Source organism: Microbacterium sp. ZOR0019 (genome assembly GCF_000800925.1).
Taxonomy (GTDB): domain Bacteria; phylum Actinomycetota; class Actinomycetes; order Actinomycetales; family Microbacteriaceae; genus Microbacterium; species Microbacterium aurugineum.
This window is the reverse complement of the sequence record NZ_JRKC01000080.1, coordinates 19,154-45,535: the sequence shown is the minus strand read 5'-3', so window position 1 is coordinate 45,535 and position 26,382 is coordinate 19,154. Positions and strand designations below refer to the sequence as shown.

Genomic DNA, 26,382 nt, shown 5'->3' with positions numbered 1-26,382 from the left:
GCGGGTCAGAACGGACCGGGGCCGGCATTCGTCCCGTCGAACTTGCCCGCTCCGCGCTGCATCGCGATCACCTCGGTGACGGTGGAGCCATCATGGATGCGCGGGTCTCCCCCGCCGGCATCGGGCGTGTAGCCCTTGAGCCGCGGCGAGCGCCGGGTGCGGATCTCCAGCCACTTGGCGATCCCGGAGAGGATCAGACACATGATGATGTAGATGCCGCCGATGACGAACGCCGACTGCAGCACGGGGCGTCCCTGCTGAGACGTGAGCTGCTTCGCGAAGTAGAGGAGTTCGGGGTACGTGATGATGAAACCGAGCGCGGTGTCCTTCATCGTCACGACCAGCTGAGCCACGATCACGGGGAGCATCGCCCGGATCGCCTGCGGCAGCAGGATCAGACGCATCACGCCGCTCTTGCGCAGACCGATCGCGTAGCCGGCCTCTTTCTGCCCTCGGGGCAGGGATTCGACGCCGGCGCGGAGCACCTCGGCGAGGACGGATCCGTTGTACGCCATGAGCGCGAGGACGACGGCCCAGTACGGGTCCATCTTGACGCCGGCGACGGGCAGACCGTAGTAGAGCAGCATCATGAAGACGAGGACCGGCACGGCTCGGAAGATCTCGGTGATCGCCGTCACGGGGACACGCACCCAGGCATGATCGGACATCCGACCGATGGCGAGCACGAACCCCAGCGCGATGGCGAGGATCGCTGCGAGCCCGAACGCCGCGAGAGTTCGGCCGAGTGCACCGAAGATCTGCTCCCAGACGGCGCTGAAGGTGAAGACGTACCACCGGGACGCGTCGAACTGTCCGCTCACGGAGAAGCGGTAGCCGATGAAACCGAGCAAGGCGAGCACCACGACGACGGTGGCGACACCGATCAGACGGTTGCGCAGGATCGCCTTGGGGCCCGGGACGTCGTACAGGACGGAAGTCATCGCGCGATCCTCCACTTGTTCTCGAGATACCGTTGCAGCCAGCTGAGGAGCAGGACGAGCGCGACGAAGATGACGGCCACCCAGAGCAGCACCGAAAGCGCGTTCTCTCCGCGTTCGCTGAGGTAGGAGCGGACGGCTCCGAGCTCGAGGATCGAGAAGCCCGCCGCGACGGTGGTGTTCTTCAGAAGCGCGATGAAGACGCTCATCATGGGTGGCACGACCGAGCGGAACGCCTGCGGGAGGACGACCAGAGTCATCACCTGTCCGAACGGGAGGCCGATCGCCCTGGCCGCCTCCGCCTGGCCGACGGGGACGGTGTTGATACCGGCGCGCAGCACCTCCGCCACGTAGGTGGCCGTGTAGATGCCGATGGCCAGGATGCCCAGCACCGTGGTGCTGAGCTTCGGCAGCCCGAGCTGCGGGTAGCCGAAGATGAAGAAGAAGAAGACGAGGGTCAGCGGGGTGTTGCGGATCAGGTTCACGTACACCGTGCCGACACCACGCGCGATGGGCACGGGTGAGACGCGGGCCGCCCCGACGATGATCCCGAGGATGAGCGCGAGCAGTCCACCGCCGAAGAAGATGATCAGCGTGTTCTTGAGCGCTTCGCCCCACAGGTCGAGGTTTCCGAAGATGACGTCCACGCCACCCTCCCCTTCACGATTCGGAGAGGGGGCGGCCCTGGAGCCGCCCCCTCTGTTCGATCAGTCGACGGCCGGCTGGCTGACTTCGATGCCGGACGATCCGAGGTTCTTGTCGAAGATCGCCTGCCAGATGTCGCCGCCATCGGTGAACATCGTGTTGATGAACTCCTGCAGCGCGGCGTCGTCCTTCGCCAGGCCGACACCGTAGCGCTCCTCGGTGAAGGGCTCACCGACCACCTTCAGGTTGTCGGGGTCCTGAGCCGCGTAGCCGATGAGGATGGCCTGGTCGGTCGTGACCGCCTGGACCTCGCCGGAGAGCAGCGCCTCGACACAGGCCGAGTACAGGTCGAACTCCTTGGTGGGGACATCCGGGTAGTTCTCGCGGATGTTCTGGATGGGCGTGGAGCCGGTGGCCGAGCACACGGTGGTGTCGGCGTTCAGGTCGTCCTCGCTCTTGATGGTGTCGTCGTCGGCCGCGACGAGCAGTCCCTGCCCGGTGATGAAGTACGGGCCGGCGAAGGCGATCTGCTCCTTGCGCTTGTCGGTGATCGAGTACGTGCCCACGTAGTAGTCGATGTCGCCGTTCACGATGGCCTGCTCGCGGTTGGCGGAGGCGATCGGCTTGAACTCGATCTTGTCCTCGTCGTAGCCGAGCGAGGCGGCGATCCAGCGGGCGATGTCGACATCGAATCCGGTGCGCTCACCGGTGGTCACGTCGAGGTAGCCGAGACCGGGCTGGTCTTCCTTGACACCGATGACGACCTGGTCGCGGTCCTTGATGTTGTCGAACGTGGGGCTGCCCTCGAGCTGGACGTCGGTCGCGACCTCGAACCAGGTGCTGTCCTCTCCGGCGTCACCGCCATCGGTGCCACCGGGCGTCGACGGGCTGCCGCTGTTGCAGGCCGTGAGCGCGAGCAGTGCTGTCGCCGCGATTCCGATGCCCGCCAGTGTCCGTGTGCGTCGCATGTGCGTCTCCTTCGTGTGCTGTGTGTGCAGGGTCTGTGTGGTCGGTGTGTGGGCCGTCAGTGCGTGAGGAGCTTCGAGAGGAAGTCCTTGGCGCGGTCGCTCTTCGGGTTCGTGAAGAACTCCTCGGGCTTGGCCTCCTCGACGATCCGGCCGTCGGCCATGAAGACGACGCGATCGGCGGCCTTGCGCGCGAAGCCCATCTCGTGGGTGACCACGATCATCGTCATGCCGTCCTGCGCCAGCTCGACCATGACGTCGAGGACCTCGTTGATCATCTCCGGGTCGAGAGCGCTGGTCGGCTCGTCGAACAGCATGACCTTGGGCTGCATGGCCAGAGCACGGGCGATCGCCACGCGCTGCTGCTGACCACCCGAGAGCTGAGCCGGGAGCTTCGACGCCTGCTGCTCCACGCCCACGCGCTTGAGCAGGAGCATCGCCTCGGCTTCGGCATCGGCCTTCTTGAGCCCACGGACCTTGATCGGACCGAGGGTCACGTTCTCGAGGATGGTGAGGTGGGCGAAGAGGTTGAACGACTGGAACACCATGCCGACGTCCGCCCGCAGGTGAGCGAGCCCCTTACCCTCGGCGGGCAGCTCCTTGCCGTCGATGCGGATGCTGCCGCTGGTGATCGTCTCGAGGCGGTTGATCGTGCGACACAGCGTCGACTTGCCGGAGCCGGACGGGCCGATCACGACCACGACCTCTCCCGGGTTCACGCTCAGGTCGATGTCGGTGAGCGCCTGGAACTCGCCGTAGTGCTTCTGGACGTTCTCGACCACCACGAGCGGGGTATCAGAGGTCATCATTTCTCCAAGCTAGCCACGTCGTACCCCGGGTTCCAGGGTCATCGGTGAGATTTACACGTTCGTAATCACCTGATCGCGGCGCCAATGCAGCTCTGCATGGGTACCCCACGGCCCGCCCCCACGGGCCGCGGGATGGTCCTGCCGCCTCGCCCCCCCAACGACAGCTGAGCAGCAGGATCCGATCGTGTGCGATCGACCTCACCTTGGCAGAGCGTCGAGCCCGGTGTCAGACTTCTTGAGGATTTCTTGAGCCGTCAGCCGCGGAAGTCCCGGTAGTAGTCGATCGCGCCGGGCTGCAGCGGGACCGGGGCGGTGAAGATCGCCGAGCGACGGTCCAGCAGCGCGGCCGTGGGCACCTCCGCCGCGAGACGCAGGCGTGCTTCGAACAGTCCGGCGAGGATGTCCCTCGCGACGGCGTCCGGGGTGGCGGACGCCGTGACGAGATAGTTCGGCACCGCCATGGTCGGCGCGGAGGCGACGAGCCCGTAGGTCCCCGCCGGCACTTCCGCGGGTCGGTACGCGTGCGAGTATCGGTCGTTCACCTCGTTCACCCACTCCTGCTCGATCGGGAGCAACCGGACGGAGGAGGTGTCGGCGAGTTCCGCCACACCGGGTGTGGGCAATCCGCCGACCCAGAAGAAGCCGTCGATCTCTCCCCGCCCCATCGCGTCGATGGACTCGCTGAGGTCGAGTTGCGGGTTCCGGATCGTGGCGATGTCGACGCCGGCCGCGTCCAGCACGCGTCCGGCGATCACCGTCACCCCGGAGTTCTCCGCCCCGAGCGAGATCGTCCGACCCGCCAGGTCGCCGATGTCGTCGATCTCCGAGTCCCCGCGCACGACGATCTGCACGTACTCGTCGTACAGACGCGCGAGAGCGCGCACCGGGAGCGGGTCATCGAACGCGCCCGTTCCCGCCACGGCATCCGCGGCCGCGTCGCCCTGGGCGAACCCGATCACAGCCTCTCCGGAGCTCACGCGCAACAGGTTGTCGACGGATCCGGCCGTCTCGTCGGCCGACATCGCGATGTCCAGCGAGCCCGACAGCTCCTCGGCGAGATGACTGCCGTAGTCGTAGTAGACGCCGGTGGACCCGCCGGCGGCGATCACGTACTCCCCGTCGGCCCATTCGTTCGCGCGCTGACTGCACGCGGCCAACGCTCCCACCAGGAGGAACGAGAGGAGGCCGGCGGTGAGTCGCCGCAGCACCGGCGCGGTCATGGCCTCGTCCTGTCGTGGAGCAGCAGCGAGACGAGGAGACCGCCGCCCTCGGCCGACGAGACCGTCAGTTCCCCGCCCACGGTCTCGAGCAGGTCGCTTGCGATCGCGAGCCCGAGACCGGAACCGGGCGTGTCCTGAGTGTCGGCATTCCGCCAGAACCGGTCCGTTGCCGCGGCCGCCTGCTCCGGCGTCAGCCCGGGCCCGTGATCGCGGACCGTGACCCGGCAGACGTCACCCGAGCGCTCCGCACCGATCTCGATGCCCGAACCTTCCGGCGAGTACTTCACGGCGTTGTCGATGACGGCATCCAACGCGCTCTCCACGATCGTCCGGTCGGTGACGCTCATGACGGACGACTCCCCTGACGTCTGCAACGAGATCCCCCGCTGTCCGGCCACGTCCCGCCAGGCGTCGAGACGACGGGCTGCCAGCGTCGCCAGGTCGACCGCGGAGATGGTCGAATCGGTGCGTCCGCCGCGGGCGAGGCCGAGCAGCGTCTCCAGGATCCTCGTCATCCGGCGTCCTTCCTCCCGCGTCTCCTCGACGTCGTCGTCCCACTCGCGTCCGAGTCCGGTCGCCAGGTGCTCGACGCGCAGGAGGAGAGCGTTGAGGGGGTTGCGCAGCTCGTGCGAGGCGTTGAGCGCGAACTCCTGCTGTCGGGTCATCACCCGCTCGATCTGGTCGGCCATCCCGTTGAACACCCTGGCCATGCGACGCAGCTCCGGTGGACCGGCATCCTCCGCGACACGCGCATCCATCTCGCCGCGCTCGATCGCCGCCATCGCCTCGTCGAGCCGCCCGACCGGCGAGAGGACCCACCGGGCGAGACGGAACACCAGCAGCACTCCGAGGGCGATCAGCACCAGCGCGATGGCGGAGATGAGCAGAAGCTGTTGCAGGATCGCCGCACGCGGCGCGTCGGCGTCACCGGCGACCAGCACCGCCCCGATCACATCCCCGTCGTCGAACACCGGCTCGGCGAGGGCGGCATCCGCGACCGTCCACGGGTACACCGCCGCGGGCTGCTCCGCGCGCCGGCCGGACAGCGCCAGTCTGACTCGTTCCGCGTCCTCCTCCGCGAGCACCCCTGGGCTGTCATCGCCCGCCGCCCAGATGCTCCCACCCAGGTCGAACACCGTGACCTCGATCCCGTAGACCTCCCGGAACCTCGCCGCCTCCGCTTCGATCACCGCGGCGCTGCCGGAGCGGAGGGCCTGCCGGGCGCTCGTGACGAAGTAGCCGAGATCACCGAGCTGCTGCGTGTAGAAGGCCTGCTGGACACCGCGCGCAGCGCTCCAGCCCGCGGCGCCTCCCAGCGCGACCAGAATCGCCACGAGGGGCACGAGGAAGACGATGACCAGACGCCGGCGCATGGCTCAGGATCCCGCCAGCCGGTAGCCGACTCCGCGGACGGTCTCGATGAGACCCCGGGCCCCGCTCTTCTTCCGGATCGCCCCGACGTGCACTTCGAGCGAGTGGCCGAAGCCCCGCCAGTCCGTGTTCCACACCTCGCGGATCAGACGCTCCTTCGGCACGGCGACGCCCGGATACCGCGCGAGCACGGCGATGATGTCGAACTCCTTGCGTGTCAGGTCGATCGGCACCCCGTCGACCGACAGTTGACGTGCCACGAGATCGATCTGCAGCTCACCGCCGTGCAACAGGACCCGCGCGTCGGACTCCGGGCGTATCGGACGCGATCGTCGGGTCACGGCCTCGATCCGGGCGAGGAGCTCATGCACGTCATACGGCTTCACCACGAAGTCGTCCGCGCCCGCACGCAGCCCCTTGATGCGCTCGGCGACCTGATTGCGCGCCGTCACGATCACGATCGGCACCTCCGACCGCCCGCGGATGCGGCGACACAGATCGATGCCGTCGACATCGGGAAGCCCCAGATCGAGGAGGACGACCTCGGTGTCCGCGCCGAGGAGTTCCAGCGCTGCCGCGCCGTCCGCGGCACGAACCGTGGCGTAGCCGGAGCGCGCGAGGAACGCTTCGAGCGCGCCGGCGACCCGGTCGTCGTCTTCGACGATCAGAATCCTCATCGACTCGGCTTCCCGCTTCCTTCGTGTGCTTCGCTCAGCCGGCGGAGTCCGCCCGCTGAGCGAAGGCGCTCTCGTAGAGGCACACACTGGCGGCGGTCGCCAGGTTGAGAGACTCGGCGCGACCGAAGATCGGCAGCTTCAGCACCCGATCGGCGAGCGCGAGGGCGTCGTCTTCGAGACCACGGGCCTCGTTGCCGAAGAGCCAGCCGGTCGGCTCGGCGAGAGTGCCCTCCGCTCGGGCTTCGAGCAGATCGTCACCCTTCACGTCTGCCGCGAGGATGCGGAGGCCTGCCGCGTGCGCACGGCGGACCACGTCGGCGAGATCACCCCCGACCGACACGGGGAGGTGGAACAGCGAACCGGTCGTGGCGCGGACGACTTTCGGGTTGTACGGGTCGACGGTTCGCCCCGTCAGCACGACCGCATCGGCACCCGCGGCGTCGGCGGCACGGATGATCGTGCCCAGATTCCCGGGATCGCGTACCTCTTCGCAGATCGCCACGAGTCGCGGAGAGGCTTCGAAGATGTCACGCACCGACGTCGGCGTCTGGTGGACGACCGCGACCAGCCCCTGGGGAGTCACCGTGTCGGCCATCGCGTTGAGCACGTACTCGGTCACATACTCGACGTCGATGTCGGCGTCGGCAGCCTTCCCCCGGATGTCAGGGTGCTTCTCCCAGCCGCTCGGTGTCGCGAACAGCTCGACGATCGCCTCCGGACGGTAGGTGAGCGCCTCACGAACGGACTGCGGCCCCTCGAGGAGGAACAGGCCGGTCTCGGTGCGCGCGCTGCGCTTGGTCAGCTTGGCGACGGCACGGACTCGGGGCGAACGCGGGTTCTCCAGCACGATCACAGTCTAGGGAACGCACAGCCGGTTCCCGCACCATCCACGCAAGGGCCGCCCTCCCCCGAGAAACGCCACAGGGCGCCCTCCCGAAGGAGAGCGCCCTGTGTGAAGAGGTGCTTACGCAGCCGACTTCGGCGCGTTGACGTCGGAGGGCAGAGCCTTCTTCGCCGTCTCGACGAGCGTCGTGAACGTCGCCGCGTCGTTGATCGCGAGGTCGGCGAGCATACGACGGTCAACCGTGACACCCGCGAGGCCGAGGCCCTGGATGAAGCGGTTGTAGGTCATGCCGTTCTGGCGAGCCGCAGCGTTGATGCGCTGGATCCACAGGCGACGGAAGTCGCCCTTGCGCTTGCGACGGTCCCGGTACGAGTAGACCAGGGAGTGGATGACCTGCTCCTTGGCCTTCCGGTAGAGGCGCGAACGCTGACCGCGGTAACCGGAGGCGCGCTCGAGGATGACCCGGCGCTTCTTGTGGGCGTTTACTGCCCGCTTGACTCTTGCCATTTTCCTGTGTTCCTATTCGTGCGTTCGGACGCGTCAGCGGCCGAGAAGCTTCTTCGCGACCTTGGTGTCAGCCTTCGACAGCACCTGGTCCTGGTTCAGACGACGGGTGCGACGGCTCGACTTGTGCTCGAGGTTGTGGCGCATCCCGGCCTGCTGCTTCTTCAGCTTTCCGCTACCGGTGATCTTGAAGCGCTTCTTAGCACCCGAGTGGGTCTTCTGCTTCGGCATCTTCTCTTCCTTCGTATGGCGCCTTCTCAGGCGACGGTGTCAACCCGCGGTGCGGGAGTTCTGGGGGCGGGAGCTACTCCGCCGGAGCTGCGGCCGGGGCGTCGGCCTTCGCGTCGCGAGCAGCCTGCTTCTTGTCGGCGCGCTGAGCATCGCGGACGGCGTTCTGCTCCTGCTTTGCCTCCGACTTGCTCTTGAGCGGCGCGACGACCATGACCATGTTGCGACCGTCGATGGTCGGGTTCGACTCGACGGTGCCGAACTCGGCCACGTCTTCGGCGAACTTGCGCAGCAGACGCACACCCTGCTCGGGACGCGACTGCTCGCGACCGCGGAACAGGATCATGGCCTTGACCTTGTCGCCCGCCTTGAGGAAGCCCTCGGCGCGCTTGAGCTTGGTCGTGTAGTCGTGAGCCTCGATCTTCAGACGGAAGCGGACTTCCTTGAGGATCGTGTTCGCCTGGTTGCGGCGAGCTTCCTTTTCCTTCTGGGCGGCCTCGTACTTGAACTTGCCGTAGTCCATGATCTTGACGACGGGCGGCTTCGAGTTCGGGGCGACCTCGACGAGGTCGAGATCGGCTTCCTGTGCGAGGCGCAGCGCGGCCTCGATGCGGACGACGCCGATCTGCTCACCCGCGGGGCCGACGAGGCGGACCTCGGGGACGCGGATGCGCTCATTGGTACGGGGATCGCTGATGCGGAACTCCTTAGACGATGTGATTCGGCCACCGTGACGCTCTCTGCATCACGGGCGAAATCGGAATCGTCCCCGCCCACCGGCATTCAGACGCCGGCTCCGCACCCTGTCTACCGGGTCCGTCTTTGCGAACGGAGCCGGTGGAGTGCAAGACCCGGTAGCCTTGAACGGCAAGCGCGGGTGGGAAGTGAATCCTCTTTCGATCCGGAGCATGACGCTCCGGAGCCCGCCAAAGTCTAACAGAAAGCAAGGCGAAGTGACGAACCAGGCATCGGACGAGGCTGCACGCGAGCGCGAAGAGCGCTGGGCACGTCAGGAGGAAGCCGCGTCGTCGGCCACCCGAGACATCGCCGACGTCCCCGCTGTCGAGGTGATCACCACCGCGGCCGTGCACCTCATGAGCGCGGCTGCCGTCAAACTCGGCCTCGCCGACGACCCGGACGCGGCAGCCCAGCTCGACCTCGACGAGGCGCGCAAGCTCATCAACGCCCTCGCCGGACTCATCACCGCCGGCGCCCCCGAGATCAGCGACATGCACGCACGCTCGCTGCGCGACGGTCTCCGCTCGCTTCAGCTCGCCTTCCGCGAAGCCTCCTCCATCCCCGACCCGATCGGCAAGGGACCCGGCGAGAAGTGGACCGGTCCGGTCAACTGACAGCCGGAACGCGAGCGAGTCGCGACGCTCAGGCGCCGCGGCGGAGCTTCACGGTCAGTGAGTCGGCGAGCACGGCGATGCGGTCATCGGACGCCCAGCGCTGGGCGAGGCGGGCGAGAACAGCATCGAGCACGTCGCGCTCGAGCCCATCGACCAGTTCGAGGATCACGACCAGCTCCGGACCACGCAGGCGCGCGTCGGGGTCGCCGGCCGCGACGGCCACATCGATCACCGCCAGCTCGTGCGCGACGCTCTCCTGCAGCGCGGAGACCACCTCTGTCGAGAGGAAGCTCGGCACCCACGGGTGCCCCTGAGCGATCGCCCAGACGGCGGGGCGCCGAATGACGAACTCGGTCTCGGAGGTCGGGTCGAGCACGATCAGATCGGTGTCTTCGGCGGAAGCCGCCAAGGCGGCACGGAGCGCCTCGACCGGGATCGGTCGCGCCGTGGCATCCCACGCCTGCATCGTCTCGACGGACGAGAAGACCGGCTGCACGCGACGTCCATCGGGAGCGGCGACCGTGACGATCGAGAGCTCCTGCGTCTTGTCGACCGCCAGGCCGTTGGGCGCGACGCCCTCCTCCCCCTTCTCGGCGATGAGCGGGATCAGCACGCGCGCGGAACGGAATGCGTCGACGACCTCGACCTGACTCCCCTTCCCCGCACGGAAGCGGAGCAGAGCGGCCAGCAGGGCGGGGTCCGCGGAGCCGTCGTCCGCCGCGTGCGGGTTCGACTCGAAGCTGCGCCCCTCCCAGGGGACACCGGCGGAGTCGCCGTGGTTGTGCGACTCGGGCCCGCAGGAGTGCGCGTCAGTCTCCTGCGACATCCAGGGCCTCAGCCAGTGTGAAGGCGCCGGCGTAGAGTGCCTTGCCGACGATCGCGCCCTCGACACCCAGCGGCACGAGCGCACGGAGCGCGGCGATGTCATCGAGGTTCGAGATGCCTCCGGATGCGACGACCGGCTTCGGCGTGCGGGCGGTGACCTCGCGCAGCAGTTCGAGGTTCGGACCGCGAAGCGTGCCGTCCTTCGTCACGTCCGTGACCACGTAGCGGCTGCAGCCGGCGTCTTCGAGACGACCGAGGACCTCCCAGAGGTCTCCGCCCTCCTTGGTCCATCCGCGGGCGGCGAGCGTCGTGCCACGCACGTCGAGGCCGACCGCGATCGCCTCGCCGTAGCGGCCGATCACGTCGGCGGCCCACTCGGGGTTCTCGAGCGCGGCGGTGCCCAGGTTGATCCTGGCGGCCCCGCTCTCGAGAGCCGCTTCCAGGGTCGCATCGTCACGGATGCCGCCGGACAGCTCGATGTCCACACCCTTGAACTGCTTGATGACCTTGCGCAGGATCGGCGCGTTGCTGCCCCGACCGAACGCCGCATCGAGGTCGACCAGGTGGATCCACTTGGCGCCCTGCGCCGCCCACTCACCCGCCGCGTCCAACGGGTCGCCGTAGCTGGTCTCGGTCCCGGCCTCCCCCTGGGTCAGCCGGACGGCCTTGCCACCGGCGACATCGACCGCGGGAAGGAGCGTGAGCGAGGGAGACTGCGCGAAGTCGTTCATGGATTCCTTGGTTCGGGAAGCTCTGCGGCCCGGAGCGGGCACGAGAACCGAGGGTAGTCCGCCCGAGGGCGGGTGACAAAACGGATGACGTCCACGGGAGGAGTCAGAGGCTGCCGATCCAATTGCGCAGCAGTTGGATGCCCGCTTCGCCCGACTTCTCCGGGTGGAACTGCGTGGCCGAGAGTGGGCCGTTCTCGACGGCGGCGAGGAACGGATCGCCGTACGTCGTCCAGGTGAGGACCGGCTGCGGGAAGGGCGGGATCACATCGAGCTCCCACGACTGTGCGGCGTAGGAATGCACGAAGTAGAACCGCTCCTTCTCGAGTCCGCGGAACAGGACGCTGTCCGCGCCGGGCTCGACCGTGTTCCACCCCATGTGCGGGAGCACGGGAGCGTTGAGTTCGGTGACCGCCCCCGGCCATTCGCCGAGCCCCGCGGTGTCGTGTCCGCGCTCGACACCGTGCTCGAACAGCACCTGCATGCCGACGCAGATCCCGAGCACCGGTCGCCCACCGGCCAACCGCCGGTCGATGATCTCGTCGCCGCCGTGGGTACGCAGTGCCTCACGGACGGCCTGGAACGCACCGACGCCGGGGACGAGCAGTCCGTCGGCCTCGAGAGCCGTCTGACGGTCTCGGGTGAGCACCGCATCTGCGCCGGCCTCGGCCAGTGCCTTCACCGCGGAGTGGACGTTGCCGGAGTCGTAATCGAAGACGGCGACGCGGGGCGCGCTGCTCACAGCGCACCCTTGGTCGACGGGATGCCGTCGACCAGCGGGTCCAGAGCCTTGGCCTGGCGGAAGGCGCGCGCGAAGGCCTTGTACTCGGCCTCGGCGATGTGGTGCGGGTCGCGCCCGCCGAGGACGCGCACGTGCACCGTGAGTGCGGCGTTGAAGGTGATGGCCTCGAACGAGTGGCGCACGAGAGACCCGGTGAAGTGTCCACCGATCAGGTGGTGCTCGAACCCGGCCGGCTCGCCGGTGTGCACGAGGTACGGACGCCCGGAAATGTCGACGACCGCCTGCGCGAGGGCTTCATCGAGGGGCACGAGCGCATCGCCGTACCGCGAGATGCCCGACTTGTCGCCGAGCGCTTCGAGGATGGCTTGTCCGAGCACGATCGACACGTCTTCGACGGTGTGGTGCGCATCGATGTCCGTGTCGCCCGAGGCCCGTACCGTCAGGTCGGTGAGCGAGTGCTTCGCGAAGGCGGTGAGCATGTGGTCGAAGAACGGCACCGAAGTGTCGATACGGCTCGCACCGGTCCCGTCGAGGTTCAGTTCGAGCTCGACGGTGGACTCCGACGTGCTGCGCACACGGCTGGCGGTGCGCGGGGTCAGTGCGGGGCTGCTCATGATGCCGATCCTATCGAGGCCAAGGCGTCGAGGAATGCAGTGGTCTCGGACTCGGTTCCTGCGCTCACCCGGAGGTGCCCGGGGATGCCGACGTCACGCACCAGCACACCACGGTCGTACAGCTGCTGCCAGGTCGCGCGCGGGTCGGCGACTCCTCCGAACAGGACGAAGTTCGACCACGTCTCGTGCGGCGTGTAGCCGAGGGCCTCCAGGGTCGCGGTGATCCTGTCGCGCTGCTCGACGATCTCCTCGACCATGCCGAGCATCACATCGGCGTTGCGCAGCGCAGCGACGGCGGCGGCCTGTGTGAGCGCGCTGAGGTGATACGGCAGTCGGACCAGGCGGAGGGCGTCGATGAAAGCAGGATCGGCCGCGAGATAGCCCACCCGCGCGCCCGCGAACGCGAATGCCTTGCTCATGGTGCGGGAGATCGCGAGCCGAGGCCGCCCTTCGAGGAGCGTGAGCGCGGAGAGCGCGTCGTGCGGAGCGAACTCCTGGTACGCCTCGTCGACGATGACGACGCCGCGCGCAGCGTCGTAGACGGCTTCGACGACGTCGAGACCGAGAGGCGTCCCGGTCGGATTGTTCGGCGAGCAGAGGATGACCACATCGGGGTCAGCAGCGCGTACCTGCGCAGCCGCATCCTCGGGCGTGATCGAGTAGTCGGGCTCCCGGGTGCCGGCAATCCACCGTGCCCCCGTTCCCTGCGCGATGAGCGGATACATCGAGTACGTGGGCGCGAACCCGAAGGCGGTGCGCCCGGGTCCTCCGAACGCCTGCAGGATGTGCTGCAGCACCTCGTTGGATCCGTTGCCCGCCCAGATCTGGTCGGCGGTGAGCCCATGACCGAGGTAATCCGCGAACGCCTCGCGAAGCGTCGTGAACTCCCGGTCCGGATACCGGTTCACATCGCGGATCGCCACCGCGATATCGTCGAGGATGTCACTCGCGACCGCCTCCGGGATCGGATGAGTGTTCTCGTTGACATTGAGAGCGACCGGGAGAGGGGCCTGGGGGGCACCGTACGGCTTCAGCCCGCGAAGGTCGTCACGGAGTGGCAGATCGTGGAGGGAGAGCGTCACCCTTCCCATGCTAGGCCGCTGGTCGGGCGGATGACGCACATCCCGGTGAGGGCTCAGTCCACGTACTGCGCCGGGATCGCGAGCTCCTGACCGATCTGGAGCTCGCCACCACGGAGCACGTTCATCCGGCTGATCTCTCCGATGACGACACGCGGGTCGGCGTTCGGCGCGACCGAGGTGGCGATCGACCACAGGGTGTCCCCGGGCAGGACCGTCAGCGTCTCGACACTCGCGGCGGGAGCATCGGCACCGGAGGCGATGGCGCTACCGCCGCTGAGTGCCGCGAAAGCGATTCCGATGGCCAGCGGCACGGAGGCGAGAGCCAGCAGCACACCGCGACCCCGTGCCGTCAGCCGCAGTCGCGTGTGGGGGCGTGCGGGTGCCGGGAGGATCGTTGCGGTGCTGACGCTGATGGTGCTCATGTCGTGCTCCTTAGCCTGTCTCGGGGCGATGGGCCCGGAGGAAGTTGGCGTAGCATTCGCATTCCCGTCTCGGCCGGGAGCCGTGAATGCGAAGCTACGTTCCGAAGGTATCTTCGAGTTCGAACATCTGTCAAGTGTTCTTCGAAACCGGAAACGCCATTCGCCCGACACGCTCGAACAGATCTTCCAGATCGGACTGTTTCTCGGATACGGTTTCGATGAGAACACCACACCACGGGCCTCCGACATTCGAAGAGCGACGTCGGATCACGCACTTAAGGAGCACCATGAGCGAGTACTCAGCCCCCGAGTCGGAGGCACCGCGGACCCGCCGTCGCAAGAGCCTGAGTCCGAAGCAGATGGCGATCCTCGAGGTCATCCAGAATTCGATCGCCCACCACGGGTACCCGCCGAGCATGCGGGAGATCGGTGACGCCGTCGGCCTCAAGTCGCTCTCGAGCGTGACGCACCAGCTCGGACAGCTCGAGCTCAGCGGCTACCTGCGCCGCGACCCCGGGAAGACGCGCGCGATGGAGGTCCTGATCGATCTGCCCGGTGCGAGCGGCGAGAACCCGGCCGATGTCGCGACCCCCGTGGGCGATGCCGCGCTCGTACCCCTGGTCGGGCGCATCGCCGCGGGCGTGCCGATCACGGCGGACCAGCAGGTGGAGGAGATCTTCCCCCTTCCACGCCAGCTGGTCGGCAAGGGCGACCTGTTCATGCTCAAGGTCTCCGGCGAGTCGATGATCGACGCCGCGATCTGCGATGGCGACTGGGTGGTCGTCCGCTCCCAGAACAATGCGGAGAACGGCGAGATCGTGGCCGCGATGCTCGACGGGGAGGCCACCGTCAAGGTCCTGCGCCGTCGCGACGGGCACACCTGGCTGCTGCCCCGCAACTCGTCTTTCGAGCCGATCCTCGGTGATGAGGCCGTCGTGCTCGGCAAGGTCGTGGCTGTGCTCCGAGCGGTCTGACGTGCTCCGCTGACCGTCGAGGCCCCCTCCCAGATACGTTTCTGAGAGGGGGCCTCGACGCTGCGCGGGGGCCTCGACGCTGCGCGGGGGCCTCGACGCTGCGCGGGGGTGTCGACCCTGCGCGGGGGTGTCGACCCGCTGCGAGGGTGTCGACCCGGGGTGGGCTACACCCGGACGGTCACGTCCTCACGCACCCGGCGCGTCGCCTCGACGATGTTGCGCAGCGAGGCGGTCGTCTCGTCGTAGCCGCGGGTCTTCAGGCCGCAGTCCGGGTTCACCCAGAGCTGACGTGTCGGGATCTCCTCCACCGCGCGACGCAGCAGCGACTCGACCTCCTCGACCGTGGGCACGCGCGGCGAATGGATGTCGTAGACGCCCGGACCGATGCCGTGGTCGAACCCGACCTCGGCGATGTCGGCGACGACCTCCATGCGACTGCGCGCCGCCTCGATCGAGGTCACGTCGGCATCGAGCGCCCGGATCGCATCGATCACGACACCGAACTCGGAGTAACAGAGGTGCGTGTGCACCTGGGTACCCGCAGCGGCACCACCGGTCGCGAGTCGGAACGAGTCGACGGACCAGCGGAGGTACGCGGGCTGGTCCGCCTTCTTCAGCGGCAGGAGTTCACGCAGCGCGGGCTCGTCGACCTGGATGATCGCGATGCCGGCAGCCTCCAGGTCCGCGATCTCATCGCGCAGCGCCAGCGCGACCTGGTTCGCGGTCTCACCGAGCGGCTGGTCGTCGCGCACGAACGACCAGGCGAGGATCGTCACGGGACCCGTGAGCATGCCTTTCAGGTGCTTGCTCGTCAACGACTGCGCGTACGCGGACCATCCCACGGTGATCGGCGCAGGTCGCGAGACGTCACCCCAGAGGATCGACGGGCGCGTGGCCCGGGATCCGTACGACTGGACCCAGCCGTGCTCGGTCACCGCGAAGCCATCGAGGTTCTCGGCGAAGTACTGCACCATGTCGTTGCGCTCGGGCTCCCCGTGGACCAGCACATCGAGCCCGAGGTCCTCCTGCAGAGAGACGACGCTGGCCACTTCGCGACGCAGGAAGTCGTCGTAGTCCTCGGCGGGGATCTCGCCCCGGGTGAACCGGGCGCGCGCACGCCGGATGTCGCCGGTCTGCGGGAAGGAGCCGATCGTCGTCAACGGCAGCACGGGCAGGCCGAGCGCCTCCTGCGCGGTCTCACGCTCCTCGTACCCGACGCGGGAGAAGTCGGCCGTGCTGAGCGCACGATCGCGGACGGCACCGTCACGAACGCCTGGTGCAGCGAGACGATCCGCCAGCGCGGCGGACGACGCGTCGAGCTCGGCGGCGATCGACGCGCGGCCGACGCTGAGTCCCCGGGCCAGCACACCGACCTGCTGGACCTTCTGGTCGGCGAACGCCAACCACGAGACCAGACGCTCGTCGAGCCCGGACTCGTCGGTCACGTCGTGGGGCACATGCAGCAGCGACGTCGACGTCGACGCGGACACGGCCGCGCCGAGCGCACGGAGGGCCTCGAGCCGGTCGAACGCGTGCGCGAGGTCGCCGCGCCAGATGTTGTGCCCGTCGACCACCCCGCCGACGAGGGTCTTGCCCTCGAGCCCTGCAGCCGGGGCGGGCACGCCGCCGCGCACGAGGTCGACGGCGATCGCCTCGATCGGCGCGGCCGCGAGCACCGGGAAGACCTCACCGAGGTCGGCGTACGGGGCGGCGACGAGGATCGCGGGGCGTTGCGTTGCACGTCCGAGCACGTCCAGCGCTCGGGCGGCAGCATCCGACAGCTGAGCGACGGATGCAGGGAGCGACTCGCTCACGAGCGCCGGCTCGTCGAGCTGCACCCACTCGGCTCCCTCGGCGCGAAGTCGCGCGAGCAGCTCCACGTAGACCGGGAGCAGGTCATCGAGGCGCGCGAGCGGGTCGAAGCCCTGCGGGGCGTCATCCGAGGCTTTCGCCAGCGCGAGGAGGGTGACGGGGCCCACGATGACCGGTCGCGTGACCAGTCCCGCCTCGGCAGCCTCGGAGACCTGCCGGACGAGGCGGTCACTGGAAAGCGAGAACACCGTCTCCGGGCCGATCTCCGGCACCAGGTAGTGATAGTTGGAGTCGAACCACTTGGTCATCTCGAGCGGCGCACGCTCGCCCTCCCCGCGGGCGATCGTGAAGTAGGCGGGGAGTCCCACCGTGCCATCGGCACCGCGGAGGTCCTCGAAGCGTGTCGGGATGGCCCCGACGGTCACGGCGGCATCGAGCACCTGGTCGTAGTACGAGAAGGACTCGGGGATCGCGGAGTCCTTGCGTCCAAGCCCCAACTCGGCGAGGCGCTCGCGCGTCGATGCGCGCAGCTCACGGGTGGTCCGCTCGAGCTCCTCCTCGTCGATGCGGCCCGCCCAGAACGCCTCGACGGCCTTCTTGAGCTCACGGCGACGGCCGATCCGGGGATAGCCGAGGATGGTGCCCTCGGGGAATGCGGTCATGATCTTTCCTTTCGGCGGGGTCTAGTGACGCAGGGCCGGGAGGATCCCGGCTTCTGCGAGAACGGTGAGGACGGTCTCGTGTTGGTTGAAGGCGTAGAGGTGCACGCCCGGCGCTCCCCCGGCGACGACCTCGCGAGCGAGGCGTGCGGCCCACTCGATGCCGATCTCTCGACGACCCTCCGCGGTCGGCTCGACGTCGAGCGCGATGGCGAGTTCGCTCGGCAGGTCCTCCCCCGTGAGCTCGAGCACGCGTGTGAGCCGCGCCGGTGAGGTGATCGGCATGATGCCCGGCAGGATCGGGATCGTGACCCCGGCGCTGCGAGCCCGTTCGACGAACGCCAGGTAGTCGTCAGGGTGGAAGAAGAGCTGCGTGATCGCGAAGGTCGCCCCGGCGGCCTGCTTGGCGAGCAGCGCCTCCACATCCTGCGTGCGGTGCGTGGCCCGCGGATGCCCTTTCGGGAATGCGGCGACCGCGATGTTCACCTTGCGGCGGGGATCGACCCTCGCGGCACCGGGGAGTCCGGGGACGGGTGCCTCCTCGTACGGAGCCCGTTCGGCCTGCACGCGGTCGATCAGCTGCACGAGCTGGGCCGCACTCTCCAGATCGCCGAGGTCGTCCTCGGTCTGCCCGGTGGGCGGGTCTCCGCGCAGGGCGAGGAAGCTGAGGATGCCGGCATCGAGGAACTCGCGGATCAGCGTCGCGGCGCCCGCGTAGCTGTTGCCGACGCAGGTCAGGTGCGCGAGTGGCTCGACGTCGGTCTGCGTGCGGATGAACCGGAGCACGTCGAGGGAGCGGCCACCGGTCGATCCGCCCGCCCCGTAGGTGACCGAGAGGAAGTCGGGCCCCGCGGCGGCGAGGCGGCGGACGGTGTCGTGCAGCGCTTCCTCGCTCGACGCCGAACGCGGTGGGTAGAGCTCGAAGGAGAACGGCACGCGAGGAGTGCCTGAGGTCTCGGTCTCGGAAGACATCTTCTCTCCTGGGGACAAGTCGGGCCGGGGACCGCGCACGACACAGAGGACGTCGTTCGCGGGCGGGTGCCGGGCTCGGCTGTCGCTCCACGCTCCGGGGCGAACCGGGGCGTTTCCAGAAACCTAGATCACCCTGTCGGGTCGCCGCACGTGTGTGACGCCGTGTGTCATCGGCCCATAGGCTCGAAGCATGTCGTCCCCTTACGGTTCCTGGCCCTCGCCCTTCTCCGCCGCATCCGTGGCGGTCTCGTCCCCGCGCATCGACGGCGCCCGCTTCGTCGGCTCCGAGATCTGGTGGGGGGAATCCGTCCCGTCCGAGAAGGGGCGCGTGACGGTGCGGAGTTCGTCCGGGGACGAGATCCTTCCCGCCCCCTGGAGCGCACGTTCGCGGGTGCACGAGTACGGGGGCGGCGCGTGGACAGCCGATCGCCAGGGCACGCTCTACTTCGTCGATGCGGCTGATCAGCGAGTGCGTCGACTCGTCCCTGGCACCGAGCCTGTCCCCCTCACCCCGCAGGGCGCGGCGCACGGAGGCCTGCGGGTGCAGGCCGGGCGTCTGCTGGCCGTGCGTGAAGACCTGTCGACGACCCCGCACACCCGATCGATCATCGAGATCCCGGTCGACGGTTCGGCGGCGGACGACGCGAGCGCGATCCGGGTGATCCGGGAGAGTGAGGGCTTCGTCGCCCATCCGGCGCTCTCCTCCGACGGCGAGCGGATCGCCTGGGTCGAGTGGGACGCCGGCCGGATGCCGTGGGAAGAGGCACACGTTCGGATCGTCGCTCTCCCCTCAGGCGACGTGCACACCGTGCCCTCGCGAGCGGCCCTGCAACCGGAGTGGCTCGGCGACGCCGAACTGGTGTTCGCCGATGACTCCGCGGGCCGATGGGGGCTGCACCGCGTCGCTCTCGACGGCGACGTCCCTGGCGCCGAGCCACAGCCGCTCGCACCGGCGGACGCCGACACGGGCTACGGGCTCTGGGTGCTCGGCAACCGCTGGTACCAGCCGCTGAACGACGGGCGGATCGTGGCCGTGCGGACGAACGGCCGTGACCTGGTGGTCGTGATCGATGCGGATGGCGCCGTCCGTCCGATCGATGTCCCCGGGGACGGGCATGTGAGCGTGGACGACGCCGAGGGCACCCGGGTGCTGCTCTCCGGGAACGGCTCACACGTCACACCGGGCCTGTGGGTCGTCGACGTCGACTCCGGAGAGACCGTCACGGTGCGCGGCGGGGAGCCCGTGGACGCACGGTGGATGCCGCGCGCGGTGCCGATCGAGGTCGATGGTGCGCACGGCGGGGTGCACGCCTTCGCGTATCCTCCCGCGAACCCGGATGCGAGCGCACCCGACGACGAGCTCCCGCCGTACATCGTGCTCGTGCACGGGGGGCCGACGGCGCACGTCTCCGGCGCCTCCTCGACGGCGATCGCCTACTACACGAGCCGGGGCATCGGCGTGCTCGACGTGAACTACGGCGGATCCACGGGCTACGGCCGGGCCTACCGCGAGCGCCTGGACGGGCGATGGGGCGTCGTCGACGTCGATGACGTGATCTCCGCCGCCCGCGGTCTCGCCGACGCGGGACTCGCCGACCCCGCCCGCATCGCCATCCGCGGAGGGTCGGCCGGAGGCTGGACGGTCCTGTCGGCGCTGGTCCGTGGCGGGGCGTTCGCCGCGGGGATCAGCCGCTACGGCGTGGCGGATCTGCGGCTGCTGGCCGCGGAGACCCATGACTTCGAAGCGACGTACCTCGACGGACTCGTCGGCCCGCTCCCCGAGTACGAAGACGTGTACATCGAGCGTTCGCCGCTGACCCACGCCGACCGCATCGACGTTCCGGTGCTGCTCCTCCAGGGCGGCGAGGACCGCGTGGTCCCGCCGTCGCAGTCGGAGTCGATCCGCGATGCCCTGGCGGCGCGCGGCGTCGATCACGAGTACGTGCTGTACCCGAGCGAGGGCCACGGTTTCCGCAGTGCGGAGACGATCGTCGACTCCCTCGAACGCGAACTCGCGTTCCTCGGCCGGGTGTTCGGGTTCGAACCGCGCCGCTGAGGGCGGGGCGCTACTCCCCCACGCGGTTGCGCAGGCGCATCGCGCGCTCGGCCTCGCGCGTGTCCTGACGCTCTCGCAGGGTCTGACGCTTGTCGTACTCGCGCTTGCCCTTCGCGAGGGCGATCTCGACCTTCGCGCGGCCGTCCGAGAAGTAGAGCTTCAAAGGGATCAGCGTGTATCCGCCCGCAGAAACCGCGTGCGCGATCTTCGCGATCTCCTCGCGATGCAGCAGCAGCTTGCGGACGCGCTTCGCCGAGTGATTGGTCCAGTGCCCCTGCGAGTACTCCGGGATGTGCACGGAGTCGAGGAAGACCTCATTCCCCTTGACGAACGCGTAGCCATCGCTGAGGTTGGCGCGTCCCTGACGCAGCGACTTCACCTCGGTGCCGGTGAGCACCATCCCCGCCTCGTACGACTTCTCGATCGTGTAGTCGTGACGTGCGCGACGATTGGTCGCGACGACCTTCTCTCCGCGTTCCCTGGGCATGATGCTCTCCTGTTGCCGTGATGAGCTCGATCGATCTTTCCGGCCGAGCAGCCTTTCAGGCTATCAGGTACGGAGCCAGCGGCGGATCGCGAACCCGGCGGACAGAGCGGCCAGCACCACCCCGATGCCGATCAGCACGGGCACGACGAGAACCGCGTCCTGCATCGTCACCCAGGTCGTGATGAAGGGGACCCGACCTCTCAGGTAGCCCTCGACGCCGAAGTGCATACCGGCGACGACCGCAGCGCTGGCGAGCGCCGAGCCGAGGAACGCCGCGAAGACGCCCTCCAGGACGAAGGGTGTCTGGATGAATCGGTTCGAGGCACCGACCAGACGCATGATGCCGATCTCCTTCCGTCGGGCGTACGCCGACAGCCGGATGGTCGTGCCGATCAACAGCGTCGCCGCGATGAGCATCAGCACGGCGATGCCGACCGCGATGTAGGTGGCGACGGTCAGTGCCGAGAACAGCGGATCGAGGTACTGCAGCTGATCCGTCACCTGTTCGACCCCCGCCTGGCCGCTGAAGGCTTCGGCGAGGACCTGTGACTGGCCCGGATCCTTCATCGTGACGAAGAACACCTCGAACGCCTGGTCCGGCGTGAGAACGCTCGCCTGCTCCGCGCCGAGCTGGTCGACGAGCTTGGCGTAGGTCTCTTCCTTCGTGTCGAAGGTGATGGAGCTGATCAGCGGCGCCAGGGCCTCGCCCTCGAGCTGGGCGCGGACCGCGGCGACCTGCTCCTCGCTGGCCGCACCGTCGATACAGGTCTCCGACTCGGAGACCTCCGAGCACATGTACACGGCGACCTGGGCGCGCTCGGCCCAGTACCCGCGCATGACACCGATCTGCCCCTGCATCAGGATCGCTGCGCCGACGAAGGTCAGCGACACGAAGGTCACGAGGACGACGGAGATCACCATCGAGATGTTCCGCCGGAGGCCGCCCAGGGCCTCGGCGAGGATGAGTCCGATTCTCATGAGGTCGGGCCCACTTCCTCGTCGTCTTCGTCGGAGAGGCCGAGGCGGTCGGCGACTCCGAGCTCTGCGACATCCACGTTCGGGAGGGTGATCGGATGCGTGCGGGGCCGGTTGACCGCGGGCGGCTCGACCACGGCGGGCGGTTCGACGATCCGCGCGGCCTCGTCCACCTCGGGTGTGAAGGCCTGCTCCGGAGGTTCGACGGTCTGCGGAGGCTCGACCGTCCGCGGGGACGGCTCGGCTTCGACATCCGGGCCTCGGTCCGCGGCCGCGGTCCGCTGCGCGGCGAGCTCCTCAGCGAGGGCAGCGCGCACCACCGAGAGATCGGCCGTCTGGCGCTGCACCTCCTGCACCGCGGTGAGGGCGGCGGCCGCAGCGGCACCGCGGACCTCCTCCGGCACGAGGCGCGGGATGTTCGAGGTGTCGCCGTAGCCGCCGTGCACCTCGTCGCGCACCATCTCCCCGTCGCGCAACTCGATCACGCGACGCTGCATCTGGTCGACGAAGCCGGCCTCGTGCGTGGCCATCAGCACGGTGGTCCCTCCCGCGTTGATGCGAGCGAGGAGCTGCATGATGTCGACGGAGGTCGCGGGGTCGAGATTGCCGGTGGGCTCGTCGGCCAGCAGCACCTGGGGGCGGTTCACCAGAGCGCGGGCGATCGCGACGCGCTGCTGCTCCCCACCGGACAGCTCGTGCGGCATGCGCTTCTGCTTGCCGTCGAGTCCGACGAGAGCGAGTGCCTCCGGTACGGCCTGCTGGATGAATCCTCGCGAGGATCCGGTGACCTGCAGCGTGAAAGCCACGTTCTGATAGACGGTCTTCGAAGGGAGGAGGCGGAAGTCCTGGAACACCGAGCCGATGTGGCGCCGGAAGTACGGCACCTTGCGGTTGGCGAGCGAGCGGAGATCCCGGCCGAGGACCGCGACGCGGCCGGAGGTCGGCACGTCTTCACGCAGGATGAGGCGCAAACAGGAGGATTTGCCGGACCCCGAGGCACCGACGAGGAAGACGAACTCCCCGCGCTGCACTTCGAAGTCGACACCGGAGAGAGCGGGCTTCTTCGTCCCTCTGTAGCGCTTGGTGACGTTCTCGAACCGAATCATGGCGATTCGAGCCTAAGCGCGCCCCTCCGGCTGGTCGCGAGCGACACCCCGCACGCCGTGTCCCTGTGCGCACGAAATGGGGACTATTCCCCATCCGGAGGCCTCACCCCGGTCACCGCCCACTGCTATACATGAAGGGGTCGCCGCACCAGGGAGCGATCGCATTCATCGAGGGGGAATCATGACCACGACACCAGCAGGCTGGTACGACGACGGATCCGGACGCCAGCGCTGGTGGGACGGCCAGCAGTGGACCGAGCACTTCGCTCCCGAGGCCGTGGCCTCGGTCGAGCCCGATGCCCCCGCTGCGGCTGAGACTCCGTCGGCCGCCGATGCACCAGCGACCGATGTGCCCGCCGCCGAGGTCCCCGAATACGGCTCCCCGGCTCAGCCGGCCGCCGGTTACCCGGGTTCGGCCCCGACCTACCCTGCGGGGTACACGACGTCGCCGTCAGGTTACCCCGCCGCTTCGCCGTACGCTCAGCCCGGCCAGGACGCTCCGAAGAAGATCTCGATCCTCGGACTCGTCGGCCTCGGCCTCGCGGCGGTCGGAACGATCCTCGCCTTCATCCCCGTGATCGGGTTCTTCGGGTTCATCCTGCTCGGCGCCGGCTTCATCGTCTCGCTGATCTCGCTTTTCCTGAAGGGCAAGAAGTGGCCCGGCATCGCGGGCCTGATCCTCGCCGTCGTCGGCACGATCATCGGCGTCGTGATGTTCTTCGTGTTCGTCTTCGCGGTCGCGCAGACGGCGAGCGAAGAGCTCGACAACCTTCCCAGCACCTCCCCGTCGAGCGAGGCGACCGACCCGGGCGAGACGGACGGTGCCGACGACGGCACCCGCCCGACCACGCCCGAGGTGGCCGCAGGACTGACGGCGATCCTCATGCTGGACGGCACCGAGGGGTACACCGAGGAGCAGGTCCTGTGCCTCGCCGACCTGCTCGTCGTCTCCGACCTCGACAACGCCACGCTGCGTGCGATCGCCGAGAGTGACGGCACTCTGACGGATCTCGACGCGATCAACGGTCTGGCCGAGGTCCTCGGGGACACCGAGGCCATCACCGCCTGCTTCGTCTCCTGAGACGGCACGACAGCGGGAGCGCGAGATGACTACGCCTGCGGGGTGGTACGACGACGGTTCGGGGAACCAGCGGTGGTGGGACGGACAGCAATGGACCGAGCACGTCGTGGCCGCTCCCCCGCGGCCCACCGAGCCTGCTCCCGAGCCTGCTCCCGCTCCCGCTCCCGACGGTGATCCCGTCCCCGCCACGCCGGAACCTGCTCCGTTCGCTCCGCCGTACATGATGGCGCCTGCGGATCCGACACCCGTCGCGGGCCCGACCATGACCGGCTATCCGGGCGCTTCCGGCGTCGTCGGTGATCCGTGGGCGGTCCCGGCCGCTCCCCCTGCCGCGACCGGGACGCCGGTGCTCGGCATCATCGGCCTGGTGACGGTGGTCGTCGGTGTGATCGGCGCCTGCGTCCCCGTGATCGCGATCGCGGGCTGGAGCCTGCTCGCCATCGGATTCATCTTGTCGCTCGTCTCGCTCTTCCTGCGGGGTCGGAAGTGGCCGGGCATCACCGGGATGGTGGTGGCGGCGATCGGCGCCGTCCTCGCGGTCGCCGTATCGCTCGTCCTGCTGGGAGTCGCGTCCGCAGCGGGAGGAGCCGGCTCTCCGAGCGGAGCCCCGGCCGAGCGCCCCTCGACGAACGACGGTTCGGGCGCCATCGAGGGTGCCGAGATGGTGAGCTTCGCCGATCTCCGCGTGGGCGACTGCCTGCCGTTCGTCGACTACTCCGACGAAGAGGGGAACATCTACGAACTCCCCGTGGTGCCCTGCACCGACCCCCACACGGACGAGGTCTTCTTCATCTACGACCTCGAAGGCGAGGAGTTCCCCGGTGACGGCGCCCTCCAAGACCAGGCATGGGATGGCTGCCTGTCGGAATTCGAGGCCTACGTGGGCACGTCCTACATGGATTCGGTTCTCGACTACTACACGTATCAGCCGACGGAGTCGTCCTGGGTCCGTGGCGACGACCGCACCGTGCACTGCATCCTCTACAGCTATGAGGACGTGACCGGCACGCTGAAAGACGCCGCATACTGACTCCTGCGCTGTCGCCGAGACAAGAAGAAGGGCCCCGGGATCACTCCGGGGCCCTTCTTCTTGTCTCAGTCCTCGATCTTGCGCTTGCGCCAGCGGATTCCCGCCGAGATGAAGTCATCGAGATCGCCGTCGAACACGGCGGCCGGGTTCCCGGACTCCTGGCCGGTGCGGAGGTCTTTCACCAGCTGCTGTCCGTAGAGGAAGTAGGAGCGCATCTGGTCTCCCCAGCTCGCGGTGATGTTGCCGGCGAGTTCCTTCTTCTTCGCTGCTTCCTGCTCCTTCTGGAGCAGCAGGAGCCGCGTCTGCAGCACGCGCATGGCGGCTGCCCGGTTCTGGATCTGCGACTTCTCGTTCTGCATCGACACGACGATGCCGGTCGGAAGGTGAGTGAGGCGCACCGCGGAGTCGGTCGTGTTGACCGACTGTCCGCCGGGGCCGGACGAGCGGAAGACGTCGACACGGATGTCGCTCTCGGGGATGTCGACCTCGGTCGCCTCCTCCATGAGCGGGATGACCTCGACCGCGGCGAACGACGTCTGGCGCTTGTCGGCGGATCCGAACGGACTGATACGCGCGAGGCGGTGCGTGCCGGCTTCGACCGAGATGGTTCCGAAGGCGTAGGGCGCATCGATCTCGAAGGTGGCGGACTTGATGCCCGCGCCCTCCGCGTACGACGTGTCCATCACCTTGACGGGGTACTTGTGGCGTTCTGCCCAGCGCAGGTACATGCGCATCAGCATCTCGGCGAAGTCGGTGGCGTCGTCGCCCCCCGCGCCGGAGCGGATCGTGATGATCGCTGCCCGGTCGTCGTACTCGCCGTCGAGGAGCGTCTGCACCTCGAGCTGGTTGATCAGGTCGGTGAGTGCCGCGAGCTCGGTGCGCGCCTCCTGCGCGGAATCCTCGTCGTCCATCTCGTTGGCGAGACCGACGAGCACCTCGAGGTCGTCGAGGCGCTGCGCGATGCCGGTGATGCGGGCGAGCTCGGACTGACGGTGGCTGAGCGCGCTGGTCACCTTCTGCGCGTTGTCGGTGTCGTCCCAGAGGTCGGGAGCACCGGCCTCTTCGCTGAGACGCGCGATGTCGTCGCGGAGACGGGAGACATCGACGACCTCGCTGATGTCGCCGAAGGTGTGCCTGAGCGCCTGGATTTCGGCGGAGAGATCTAGTTCGAGCATGACACCTCAGCCTAACGTGCCGTCTGCCCACGCGGGGACCGGGTCCAGGAGCACCTCCCTGCGGGGAGTAGCGTGAGGGCGTGAGCAGT

At 68.4% G+C, this 26,382-nt stretch carries 28 protein-coding genes; 5 read left to right on the top strand and 23 right to left on the bottom strand.

Going from position 1 to position 26,382, the window contains the following annotated elements:
* Positions 1–5: 5 nt before the first annotated feature.
* From L978_RS16310 to infC, 11 genes are all read right to left on the bottom strand, one after another.
* On the bottom strand, positions 6–941 hold the full coding sequence (locus L978_RS16310; protein WP_047524361.1) for an amino acid ABC transporter permease: 936 nt from the start codon (positions 939–941) through the stop codon (positions 6–8).
* The gene (locus tag L978_RS16305; RefSeq protein WP_047524336.1) at positions 938–1,585 is read right to left on the bottom strand and encodes an amino acid ABC transporter permease; all 648 of its coding nucleotides are present in this window, start codon (positions 1,583–1,585) and stop codon (positions 938–940) included. The genes L978_RS16310 and L978_RS16305 overlap by 4 nt, the downstream gene beginning before the upstream one ends.
* A gap of 60 nt (positions 1,586–1,645) precedes the next feature.
* Complete coding sequence (locus L978_RS16300; protein WP_047524335.1) at positions 1,646–2,551, bottom strand: glutamate ABC transporter substrate-binding protein; 906 nt, start codon at positions 2,549–2,551, stop codon at positions 1,646–1,648.
* Positions 2,552–2,607: 56 nt separating this feature from the next.
* A complete protein-coding gene (locus L978_RS16295; protein ID WP_194239376.1) occupies positions 2,608–3,354 on the bottom strand; it encodes an amino acid ABC transporter ATP-binding protein in 747 nt (248 codons plus the stop codon).
* A gap of 257 nt (positions 3,355–3,611) precedes the next feature.
* The gene (locus tag L978_RS16290) at positions 3,612–4,577 is read right to left on the bottom strand and encodes a TAXI family TRAP transporter solute-binding subunit (RefSeq protein WP_047524333.1); all 966 of its coding nucleotides are present in this window, start codon (positions 4,575–4,577) and stop codon (positions 3,612–3,614) included.
* A complete protein-coding gene (locus L978_RS16285) occupies positions 4,574–5,950 on the bottom strand; it encodes a sensor histidine kinase (protein ID WP_047524332.1) in 1,377 nt (458 codons plus the stop codon). The genes L978_RS16290 and L978_RS16285 overlap by 4 nt, the downstream gene beginning before the upstream one ends.
* 3 nt (positions 5,951–5,953) lie before the next feature.
* Complete coding sequence (locus L978_RS16280) at positions 5,954–6,625, bottom strand: response regulator transcription factor (protein ID WP_047524331.1); 672 nt, start codon at positions 6,623–6,625, stop codon at positions 5,954–5,956.
* A gap of 34 nt (positions 6,626–6,659) precedes the next feature.
* Positions 6,660–7,472: a TrmH family RNA methyltransferase gene (locus tag L978_RS16275; RefSeq protein WP_047524360.1), complete on the bottom strand. Its 813-nt coding sequence runs from the start codon at positions 7,470–7,472 to the stop codon at positions 6,660–6,662.
* 117 nt (positions 7,473–7,589) lie between these two features.
* On the bottom strand, positions 7,590–7,976 hold the full coding sequence (gene rplT / locus L978_RS16270) for a 50S ribosomal protein L20 (protein ID WP_047524330.1): 387 nt from the start codon (positions 7,974–7,976) through the stop codon (positions 7,590–7,592).
* 33 nt (positions 7,977–8,009) lie between these two features.
* Complete coding sequence (rpmI, locus tag L978_RS16265; protein ID WP_017828564.1) at positions 8,010–8,204, bottom strand: 50S ribosomal protein L35; 195 nt, start codon at positions 8,202–8,204, stop codon at positions 8,010–8,012.
* Positions 8,205–8,277: 73 nt separating this feature from the next.
* Positions 8,278–8,922: a translation initiation factor IF-3 gene (infC, locus tag L978_RS16260; RefSeq protein WP_081997100.1), complete on the bottom strand. Its 645-nt coding sequence runs from the start codon at positions 8,920–8,922 to the stop codon at positions 8,278–8,280.
* Between the two features lie 232 nt (positions 8,923–9,154).
* Between infC and L978_RS16255 the strand changes: the two genes are divergently transcribed.
* A complete protein-coding gene (locus L978_RS16255) occupies positions 9,155–9,553 on the top strand; it encodes a DUF1844 domain-containing protein (RefSeq protein ID WP_047524328.1) in 399 nt (132 codons plus the stop codon).
* A 28-nt stretch (positions 9,554–9,581) separates the two neighbouring features.
* On the opposite strand, the gene L978_RS16250 is transcribed toward L978_RS16255, so the two are convergent.
* The 6 genes from L978_RS16250 to L978_RS16225 form a co-directional block, all read right to left on the bottom strand.
* The gene (locus L978_RS16250) at positions 9,582–10,379 is read right to left on the bottom strand and encodes an SseB family protein (RefSeq protein WP_047524327.1); all 798 of its coding nucleotides are present in this window, start codon (positions 10,377–10,379) and stop codon (positions 9,582–9,584) included.
* Positions 10,363–11,109 carry a bifunctional 1-(5-phosphoribosyl)-5-((5-phosphoribosylamino)methylideneamino)imidazole-4-carboxamide isomerase/phosphoribosylanthranilate isomerase PriA gene (gene priA, locus L978_RS16245; protein WP_047524326.1) on the bottom strand — a complete coding sequence of 249 codons (747 nt, stop codon included), beginning with the start codon at positions 11,107–11,109 and terminating at the stop codon, positions 10,363–10,365. Before priA ends, L978_RS16250 begins: the two co-directional genes overlap by 17 nt.
* A gap of 103 nt (positions 11,110–11,212) precedes the next feature.
* Positions 11,213–11,848, bottom strand: coding sequence for an imidazole glycerol phosphate synthase subunit HisH (hisH, locus tag L978_RS16240; RefSeq protein ID WP_047524325.1), 636 nt, complete (start codon positions 11,846–11,848; stop codon positions 11,213–11,215).
* Positions 11,845–12,462 (bottom strand): imidazoleglycerol-phosphate dehydratase HisB, encoded by a 618-nt coding sequence (hisB, locus tag L978_RS16235; protein ID WP_047524324.1) that lies wholly within the window; start codon positions 12,460–12,462, stop codon positions 11,845–11,847. The genes hisH and hisB overlap by 4 nt, the downstream gene beginning before the upstream one ends.
* Positions 12,459–13,553, bottom strand: coding sequence for a histidinol-phosphate transaminase (locus L978_RS16230; protein WP_197055679.1), 1,095 nt, complete (start codon positions 13,551–13,553; stop codon positions 12,459–12,461). The genes hisB and L978_RS16230 overlap by 4 nt, the downstream gene beginning before the upstream one ends.
* A gap of 44 nt (positions 13,554–13,597) precedes the next feature.
* Positions 13,598–13,966, bottom strand: coding sequence for a LysM peptidoglycan-binding domain-containing protein (locus L978_RS16225; RefSeq protein WP_047524322.1), 369 nt, complete (start codon positions 13,964–13,966; stop codon positions 13,598–13,600).
* A gap of 287 nt (positions 13,967–14,253) precedes the next feature.
* Between L978_RS16225 and lexA the strand changes: the two genes are divergently transcribed.
* Positions 14,254–14,940, top strand: coding sequence for a transcriptional repressor LexA (gene lexA, locus L978_RS16220; protein ID WP_047524321.1), 687 nt, complete (start codon positions 14,254–14,256; stop codon positions 14,938–14,940).
* 164 nt (positions 14,941–15,104) lie between these two features.
* Here the strand turns inward: lexA and metE are convergent, their stop codons facing one another.
* The gene (gene metE / locus L978_RS16215) at positions 15,105–17,414 is read right to left on the bottom strand and encodes a 5-methyltetrahydropteroyltriglutamate--homocysteine S-methyltransferase (protein WP_047524320.1); all 2,310 of its coding nucleotides are present in this window, start codon (positions 17,412–17,414) and stop codon (positions 15,105–15,107) included.
* A 21-nt stretch (positions 17,415–17,435) separates the two neighbouring features.
* Positions 17,436–18,383, bottom strand: a complete 948-nt coding sequence (locus L978_RS16210) for a methylenetetrahydrofolate reductase (RefSeq protein ID WP_047524319.1) — start codon at positions 18,381–18,383, stop codon at positions 17,436–17,438.
* Between the two features lie 190 nt (positions 18,384–18,573).
* Here L978_RS16210 and L978_RS16205 point away from each other — a divergent pair, with 190 nt between their 5' ends.
* A complete protein-coding gene (locus L978_RS16205; RefSeq protein WP_047524318.1) occupies positions 18,574–20,439 on the top strand; it encodes a S9 family peptidase in 1,866 nt (621 codons plus the stop codon).
* A gap of 10 nt (positions 20,440–20,449) precedes the next feature.
* Here L978_RS16205 and smpB read toward each other — a convergent pair whose 3' ends face one another.
* The 3 genes from smpB to ftsE all read right to left on the bottom strand — a co-directional run bounded on the left by smpB (position 20,450) and on the right by ftsE (position 23,007).
* The gene (gene smpB / locus L978_RS16200) at positions 20,450–20,926 is read right to left on the bottom strand and encodes an SsrA-binding protein SmpB (protein WP_047524317.1); all 477 of its coding nucleotides are present in this window, start codon (positions 20,924–20,926) and stop codon (positions 20,450–20,452) included.
* Positions 20,927–20,989: 63 nt separating this feature from the next.
* The gene (gene ftsX / locus L978_RS16195) at positions 20,990–21,904 is read right to left on the bottom strand and encodes a permease-like cell division protein FtsX (RefSeq protein WP_047524316.1); all 915 of its coding nucleotides are present in this window, start codon (positions 21,902–21,904) and stop codon (positions 20,990–20,992) included.
* Entirely contained in the window at positions 21,901–23,007 is a 1,107-nt protein-coding gene (ftsE, locus tag L978_RS16190) for a cell division ATP-binding protein FtsE (RefSeq protein WP_047524315.1), read from the bottom strand. The genes ftsX and ftsE overlap by 4 nt, the downstream gene beginning before the upstream one ends.
* Before the next feature lie 181 nt (positions 23,008–23,188).
* On the opposite strand from ftsE, the gene L978_RS16185 reads away from it, so the two are divergent.
* Both L978_RS16185 and L978_RS18440 read left to right on the top strand, forming a co-directional pair.
* Complete coding sequence (locus L978_RS16185; protein ID WP_047524314.1) at positions 23,189–24,088, top strand: DUF2510 domain-containing protein; 900 nt, start codon at positions 23,189–23,191, stop codon at positions 24,086–24,088.
* Positions 24,089–24,113: 25 nt separating this feature from the next.
* Positions 24,114–25,118 (top strand): DUF2510 domain-containing protein, encoded by a 1,005-nt coding sequence (locus L978_RS18440; protein ID WP_081997099.1) that lies wholly within the window; start codon positions 24,114–24,116, stop codon positions 25,116–25,118.
* Between the two features lie 65 nt (positions 25,119–25,183).
* Here the strand turns inward: L978_RS18440 and prfB are convergent, their stop codons facing one another.
* Positions 25,184–26,293, bottom strand: a complete 1,110-nt coding sequence (gene prfB, locus L978_RS16170) for a peptide chain release factor 2 (RefSeq protein ID WP_047524313.1) — start codon at positions 26,291–26,293, stop codon at positions 25,184–25,186.
* Positions 26,294–26,382: the final 89 nt, after the last annotated feature.

What these genes read in the sequence shown, in the direction of transcription:
- L978_RS16185 (WP_047524314.1), top strand. Translation starts at nt 23,189, where the DNA reads ATGACCACGACACCAGCAGGCTGGTACGACGACGGATCCGGACGCCAG.
- L978_RS16300 (WP_047524335.1), bottom strand. Translation starts at nt 2,551, where the DNA reads ATGCGACGCACACGGACACTGGCGGGCATCGGAATCGCGGCGACAGCA.
- L978_RS16250 (WP_047524327.1), bottom strand. Translation starts at nt 10,379, where the DNA reads ATGTCGCAGGAGACTGACGCGCACTCCTGCGGGCCCGAGTCGCACAAC.
- L978_RS16280 (WP_047524331.1), bottom strand. Translation starts at nt 6,625, where the DNA reads ATGAGGATTCTGATCGTCGAAGACGACGACCGGGTCGCCGGCGCGCTC.
- ftsE (WP_047524315.1), bottom strand. Translation starts at nt 23,007, where the DNA reads ATGATTCGGTTCGAGAACGTCACCAAGCGCTACAGAGGGACGAAGAAG.
- hisB (WP_047524324.1), bottom strand. Translation starts at nt 12,462, where the DNA reads ATGAGCAGCCCCGCACTGACCCCGCGCACCGCCAGCCGTGTGCGCAGC.
- rplT (WP_047524330.1), bottom strand. Translation starts at nt 7,976, where the DNA reads ATGGCAAGAGTCAAGCGGGCAGTAAACGCCCACAAGAAGCGCCGGGTC.
- L978_RS18440 (WP_081997099.1), top strand. Translation starts at nt 24,114, where the DNA reads ATGACTACGCCTGCGGGGTGGTACGACGACGGTTCGGGGAACCAGCGG.
- L978_RS16285 (WP_047524332.1), bottom strand. Translation starts at nt 5,950, where the DNA reads ATGCGCCGGCGTCTGGTCATCGTCTTCCTCGTGCCCCTCGTGGCGATT.
- priA (WP_047524326.1), bottom strand. Translation starts at nt 11,109, where the DNA reads ATGAACGACTTCGCGCAGTCTCCCTCGCTCACGCTCCTTCCCGCGGTC.
- smpB (WP_047524317.1), bottom strand. Translation starts at nt 20,926, where the DNA reads ATGCCCAGGGAACGCGGAGAGAAGGTCGTCGCGACCAATCGTCGCGCA.
- metE (WP_047524320.1), bottom strand. Translation starts at nt 17,414, where the DNA reads ATGACCGCATTCCCCGAGGGCACCATCCTCGGCTATCCCCGGATCGGC.
- lexA (WP_047524321.1), top strand. Translation starts at nt 14,254, where the DNA reads ATGAGCGAGTACTCAGCCCCCGAGTCGGAGGCACCGCGGACCCGCCGT.
- L978_RS16295 (WP_194239376.1), bottom strand. Translation starts at nt 3,354, where the DNA reads ATGACCTCTGATACCCCGCTCGTGGTGGTCGAGAACGTCCAGAAGCAC.
- rpmI (WP_017828564.1), bottom strand. Translation starts at nt 8,204, where the DNA reads ATGCCGAAGCAGAAGACCCACTCGGGTGCTAAGAAGCGCTTCAAGATC.
- L978_RS16310 (WP_047524361.1), bottom strand. Translation starts at nt 941, where the DNA reads ATGACTTCCGTCCTGTACGACGTCCCGGGCCCCAAGGCGATCCTGCGC.
- prfB (WP_047524313.1), bottom strand. Translation starts at nt 26,293, where the DNA reads ATGCTCGAACTAGATCTCTCCGCCGAAATCCAGGCGCTCAGGCACACC.
- L978_RS16290 (WP_047524333.1), bottom strand. Translation starts at nt 4,577, where the DNA reads ATGACCGCGCCGGTGCTGCGGCGACTCACCGCCGGCCTCCTCTCGTTC.
- L978_RS16205 (WP_047524318.1), top strand. Translation starts at nt 18,574, where the DNA reads ATGTCGTCCCCTTACGGTTCCTGGCCCTCGCCCTTCTCCGCCGCATCC.
- L978_RS16225 (WP_047524322.1), bottom strand. Translation starts at nt 13,966, where the DNA reads ATGAGCACCATCAGCGTCAGCACCGCAACGATCCTCCCGGCACCCGCA.
- L978_RS16230 (WP_197055679.1), bottom strand. Translation starts at nt 13,553, where the DNA reads ATGGGAAGGGTGACGCTCTCCCTCCACGATCTGCCACTCCGTGACGAC.
- L978_RS16210 (WP_047524319.1), bottom strand. Translation starts at nt 18,383, where the DNA reads ATGTCTTCCGAGACCGAGACCTCAGGCACTCCTCGCGTGCCGTTCTCC.
- ftsX (WP_047524316.1), bottom strand. Translation starts at nt 21,904, where the DNA reads ATGAGAATCGGACTCATCCTCGCCGAGGCCCTGGGCGGCCTCCGGCGG.